We start from the raw sequence: 4,342 nt of genomic DNA, 5'->3' as shown, positions 1-4,342 counted from the left end.
GGGGCCGTGGTGGGCGGCGCGCTGGTGGGCGGGGCCGTCGTGGGCGGGGCGGTGGTGGGCGGCGCGGTGGTGGGCACCGTCGTGGTGGGCGCTCCGGTCGGCGTCGGCGCGGTGCCGTTGCAGGCCACACCGTTCAGGGTGAACCCGGTCGGCACGCCACCGCCGGTGCCGTAGGTGCCCTGCACGCCGAACTCGGTGGAGCCGCCGGCCGGGATGCTGCCGTTGTACGACAGGTTGCGGGCGGTCACCGTCGCGCCGGACTGGCTGACCGTGGCGTTCCAGCCGTTGGTGATCCGGTCGTCCCCGGCGTACGTCCAGGTGACGGTCCAACCGGAGACGGCGGTGTCGCCCGGGGAGACCTCGACGGTGGCGGTGAATCCACCGGGCCACCGGTTGGGCGTGTAGTCGACCCGGCAGCCCGGTGCGGCCGAGGCCGGACCGGTGAGCACTGCCGTTCCGGCGGCGGCCACGGCGGCGGCCAGTGCGGCGACCACCGCCAGGGTCGGGGCGGGGCGGGCGCGGAGAATCGTCATGGGAAGTCCTTCGTGCGTCGAGCGGGCGGAGTCGGCGCGGCGGCGCGCGTCCGGCGGGGACGCGATGCGACGGCGTGCCCTGGGTGCGGCGCGGCGGTGCGCCACGGCGACTGGTCGGTGCGTACGACCGACGTGCCCGGCTCGGGTGGACCTGTCAGCCGCCGACGGCCCGGTCACCCGGGCATCGGCGGCGCCCACCACAATATATTGACCGGCACCTATTGAATCAAGCGGTCGGCTATTTGGGTGGACCGGCCACGCCCGGCCGTGCCAGCCTGACCCGGAGACGGGCCGAACCGACCGACGGGAGCACGGCGATGCGAGGACTCGACACCTTCCCGCCCATCCGGACGCGAGCTTTCGAGGACCCGCCGACCCATGCAGACCGTCAACCTCGGCATCGTCGCCCATGTCGACGCCGGTAAGACCAGCCTGACCGAACGCCTGCTCCACGCCACCGGCGCCATCGACCGGCTGGGCAGCGTCGACGCCGGCACGACCCGGACCGACACCGGCGAGATCGAGCGCCGCCGGGGCATCACCATCCGCAGCGCGGTGGCTCCCTTCCGGGTACGCGACCGCCAGGTCAACCTGCTCGACACCCCCGGGCACAGCGACTTCGTCGCCGAGGTCGAACGCGCGCTCGGGGTGCTCGACGCGGCCGTGCTGGTGGTGTCGGCCGTCGAGGGGGTTCAGCCGCACACCCGGCGGCTCATGCGGATCCTGCGGTCGCTCCGGCTCCCCACGCTGATCTTCGTGAACAAGATCGACCGGGTGGGCGCGCGCACCGACGAGCTGGTCGCGGACGTGCGCCGGCTGCTCACCCCGGCCGTCGCCCCGCTGGGCACGGTCCGCGCGCCCGGCACCCCCGGGGCGGCCGTGCGGCCCCAGGACCCGGGGTACGCCGACCGGCTCGCCGAGGTCCTCGCCGAGCACGACGACGAGCTGCTGGCCACCCTGGTGGACGACCTGCCACCCGACCCGGGCCGGATCGACGAGGCGCTGCGGGCGCAGACCGCCGCAGGGCTCGTCCATCCGCTGCTGTTCGGCTCGGCGATGTCCGGCGCCGGCGTACCGGAACTGCTGGACGCCGTCGCGGCGCTGCTCCCGCCGTCACCGCCGGCCGAGCCCGCGCCGCGGGCCCGGGTCTTCGCCGTGGAACGCGACGCGGCCGGTGAGCGGGTGGTCTACCTGCGCTCCTACGGCGGGCGGTTGCGGGCGCGGCAGCGCGTCGTCGCGTACCGCCGGGAGCCGGACGGCCGGACCACCGCGACCCGCGCCCGGATCACCGGGCTCGACGTGGCCGGCGCGACCGCCGACCACGCCGGGCCGGGCACGCTGACCGCCGGGCACATCGCCCGGGTCACCGGCCTGACCGGGGTACGCCTCGGCGACCAGCTCGGCAGCCCGGCCGGCCTGGACGGGCGGTCGCACTTCCCCGCGCCGACAGTGGAGGCGGTCATCCGGCCCGTGACCCGGCCCGGTCGGCGGCGCTGCACGCCGCGTTGCTGGACCTCGCGGACACCGACCCGTTCCTGCGGACCCGGGTGGCCCCGGAGGGCGGCACGAGCGTGCTCCTCTACGGCGAGGTGCAGCGCGAGGTGCTGGAGGCGACGCTGGCCGAGACGTACGGGATCGAGGCGGACTTCGGACCGGGCCGCATCGTGCACGTGGAGCGGCCGACCGGCACCGGCCGGGCGGTGGAGGTCATCGGGAACGGCTTCTTCGGCACGGTCGGCTTCCGGGTCGAGCCGGGCACCGGGGTCGACTACCGCCTGGAGGTGGAACTCGGCTCGCTGCCGCTGTCGTTCCACAAGGCCATCGAGGAGGCCACCCGGGCCGCCCTGGACCAGGGCCGGCACGGTTGGCCGGTGACCGACGTCCGGGTCACCCTCACGCACAGCGGCTACTGGTCGCCGATCACCACGGCCGGGCACTTCCGGGACCTCGCGCCGTACGTCCTGATGCAGGCGCTGGCCGAGGCCGGCACCCGGGTCTTCGAGCCGTGCCGTCGGTTCGAGGCGGAGGTGCCGGCCGACCGGCTCGGCCCGGTCACGTCGTACCTGGGTCGGCTCGGCGCCCGGGTCGAGGGCGCGGAGGAGACCACGGCCGGGTGGCGGATCGACGGGGTGCTGCCGGCCCGGCTCGAACCTCGGGCGCAGCGGCGGCTGCCGGACCTGTCCCGCGGGGAGGGACTGTGGTCGTCGGTGCCGGGCGGCGACCGGCAGGTGTCCGGCGATCCGCCGTGCCGACCCCGCACCGACGGCAACCCGTTCGACCGGGTGGAGTACCTGCGCTTCCTGGCCCGACGGTCCTGAGTACGCCGACTCGTGCCTGTCGCACCCCGACCGTCCGGGCTGGACCGCATGTCCTCGGAAGCGGTCGGCACGGGCCGACGGGGTGGCCCGGTCGTGGCGTTCCTGGTCCTGCTCTCCGCACCGTCGCTGCCCGGGCGGCTGACCGCCCGTTTCCGTCGGAGGGCCGTGCCATGATGCCGCTCACCCCAAGGCGAGGAGTACGGCGCGATGGCCACGGTGACGGTTCGGGACGAGACAGCGACGGGCCGGGCCGTCGACGAGTGGCCGTTGACCGGCCTGCCGGATCGCATCTCCGCGCGGGAGTTGGTCCGGCTGCGCGTCCGCGAGGAGGTCGCGCGGTTCAACGCCGACCAGGCCGACGTCTTCCGGGGCCTGGTGCGGCCCACCGAGGCGGAGGCGACGTTGAACGGCTACCGGGTCGGCAAGGGTCGGCGGCTGGACTGGGAGCGTCAGGCGGACGCGGCCTGTGCCGCCTTCGCCCGCAACGGCTTCGTGCTGCTGGTCGGTGACCGCCAGGTCGACGACCTGGACGAGGAGATCGACCTGCGCGCGGATCCCGAGGTGGCCTTCGTGCGGCTCGTTCCCCTGGTGGGTGGCTGACGTGGCCGACTGGACGCGGTTGCTTCCCGCGCTGAGCGCGGCGGACCGTCGGCAGGTGGAGACCGGGCTCGCCGACGCCGATGCCCGGGTGCGGGCGCTGCTGCGGCGGACGATCGACCACTACTGGGGGTCGTCGGTGACCCGGACGCCCGAGTGGGCCGTCACCGGGTCGTGGTCGGCCGTACGCCGCCGCCGCGCCGCCCTGGCCGTACACCTGGAGGCGGCCACCGGTTCGGTGCCGAGCGCGCTGAACGACGTCGTGCGGAGTCTCGCCGACGGCGAGCACGACTGGACCCGGGCGGATCTGGTGTGGTGCCTGGAGGTCGCCGGACGCGGGTGGGGCTACCAGAACGCCGCCCATCTGGAGTTGCCGGCGACGATCGCCGCGTGCCTGCGGCCCGCCGACCTGGCCGATCTGGCACCGGCACTCTCGGCCCTGTTCGACGAGATCACCGAGGACTACTTCATGGCCGCCGAGCCGCGGCGGCGGGTCGCGCTGCTGATCGGGCAGGCGCTCGACCGCGCCACCGGTCGCCGCGTGCCGTCCTGGCTGCTGCACAACGGGGACGGGTTCGGTCCGCTCGTCCGCGCCAACCTGGGCGATGTCCTCGCCGCGCCGGGCGTACCCGAGCTGTTGGCGCACTGCGCCTCGCTCGACCGGCCGGCGGCACCGGCGAGATGGCTGCGCGCCCTCGACGCGCACCTCGCGACCGCGACCGGCGGACCGCAGGCGGTGCGCGCGGTCCTGGAGGCGTTCGCCGCCCACCGGCGTTCCGTGCACGAGGATTCGGACCGCCTCCTCCGCGGCCTGGTGTGGGCGCTGTCGCGGGAGTCGGGCGAGGCGGCCACGGACCTGCTGGCGCGGGTCACCGCCGCCGCCTCGGCCGCGCC

Annotated in this window: 4 protein-coding genes and 1 pseudogene; 4 read left to right on the top strand and 1 reads right to left on the bottom strand. The window is 75.4% G+C overall.

Annotated elements, in window-relative coordinates:
- Positions 1-533, bottom strand: a 533-nt coding sequence (locus HUW36_RS26735) for a cellulose binding domain-containing protein (protein WP_174530674.1), incomplete at its 3' end; no start/stop codon positions are given.
- Positions 534-911: 378 nt separating this feature from the next.
- Between HUW36_RS26735 and HUW36_RS35290 the strand changes: the two genes are divergently transcribed.
- The 4 genes and pseudogenes from HUW36_RS35290 to HUW36_RS26720 all read left to right on the top strand — a co-directional run.
- Positions 912-2,408 carry a GTP-binding protein gene (locus tag HUW36_RS35290; protein WP_425487269.1) on the top strand — a complete coding sequence of 499 codons (1,497 nt, stop codon included), beginning with the start codon at positions 912-914 and terminating at the stop codon, positions 2,406-2,408.
- Positions 2,306-2,851, top strand: a pseudogene (locus tag HUW36_RS34635) (GTP-binding protein); the annotation flags it as partial. The gene HUW36_RS35290 and the pseudogene HUW36_RS34635, both read left to right, overlap by 103 nt.
- 207 nt (positions 2,852-3,058) lie before the next feature.
- On the top strand, positions 3,059-3,451 hold the full coding sequence (locus HUW36_RS26725; protein ID WP_174530673.1) for a hypothetical protein: 393 nt from the start codon (positions 3,059-3,061) through the stop codon (positions 3,449-3,451).
- 1 nt (position 3,452) lies between these two features.
- Positions 3,453-4,342: hypothetical protein (locus HUW36_RS26720; RefSeq protein ID WP_174530672.1), on the top strand; the 890-nt coding region annotated here is incomplete at its 3' end.

Origin of the sequence: Micromonospora maritima (genome assembly GCF_902825405.1) — a bacterium.
Classification (GTDB): Bacteria; Actinomycetota; Actinomycetes; order Mycobacteriales; family Micromonosporaceae; genus Micromonospora; species Micromonospora maritima.
Note: the sequence above shows the minus strand (reverse complement) of the source record. Positions and strands in the feature narration are given on the sequence as shown.

Excerpts from the sequence above, each read along its gene's own strand:
- HUW36_RS35290 (WP_425487269.1), top strand. The coding sequence starts at position 912 with ATGCAGACCGTCAACCTCGGCATCGTCGCCCATGTCGACGCCGGTAAG.
- HUW36_RS26725 (WP_174530673.1), top strand. The coding sequence starts at position 3,059 with ATGGCCACGGTGACGGTTCGGGACGAGACAGCGACGGGCCGGGCCGTC.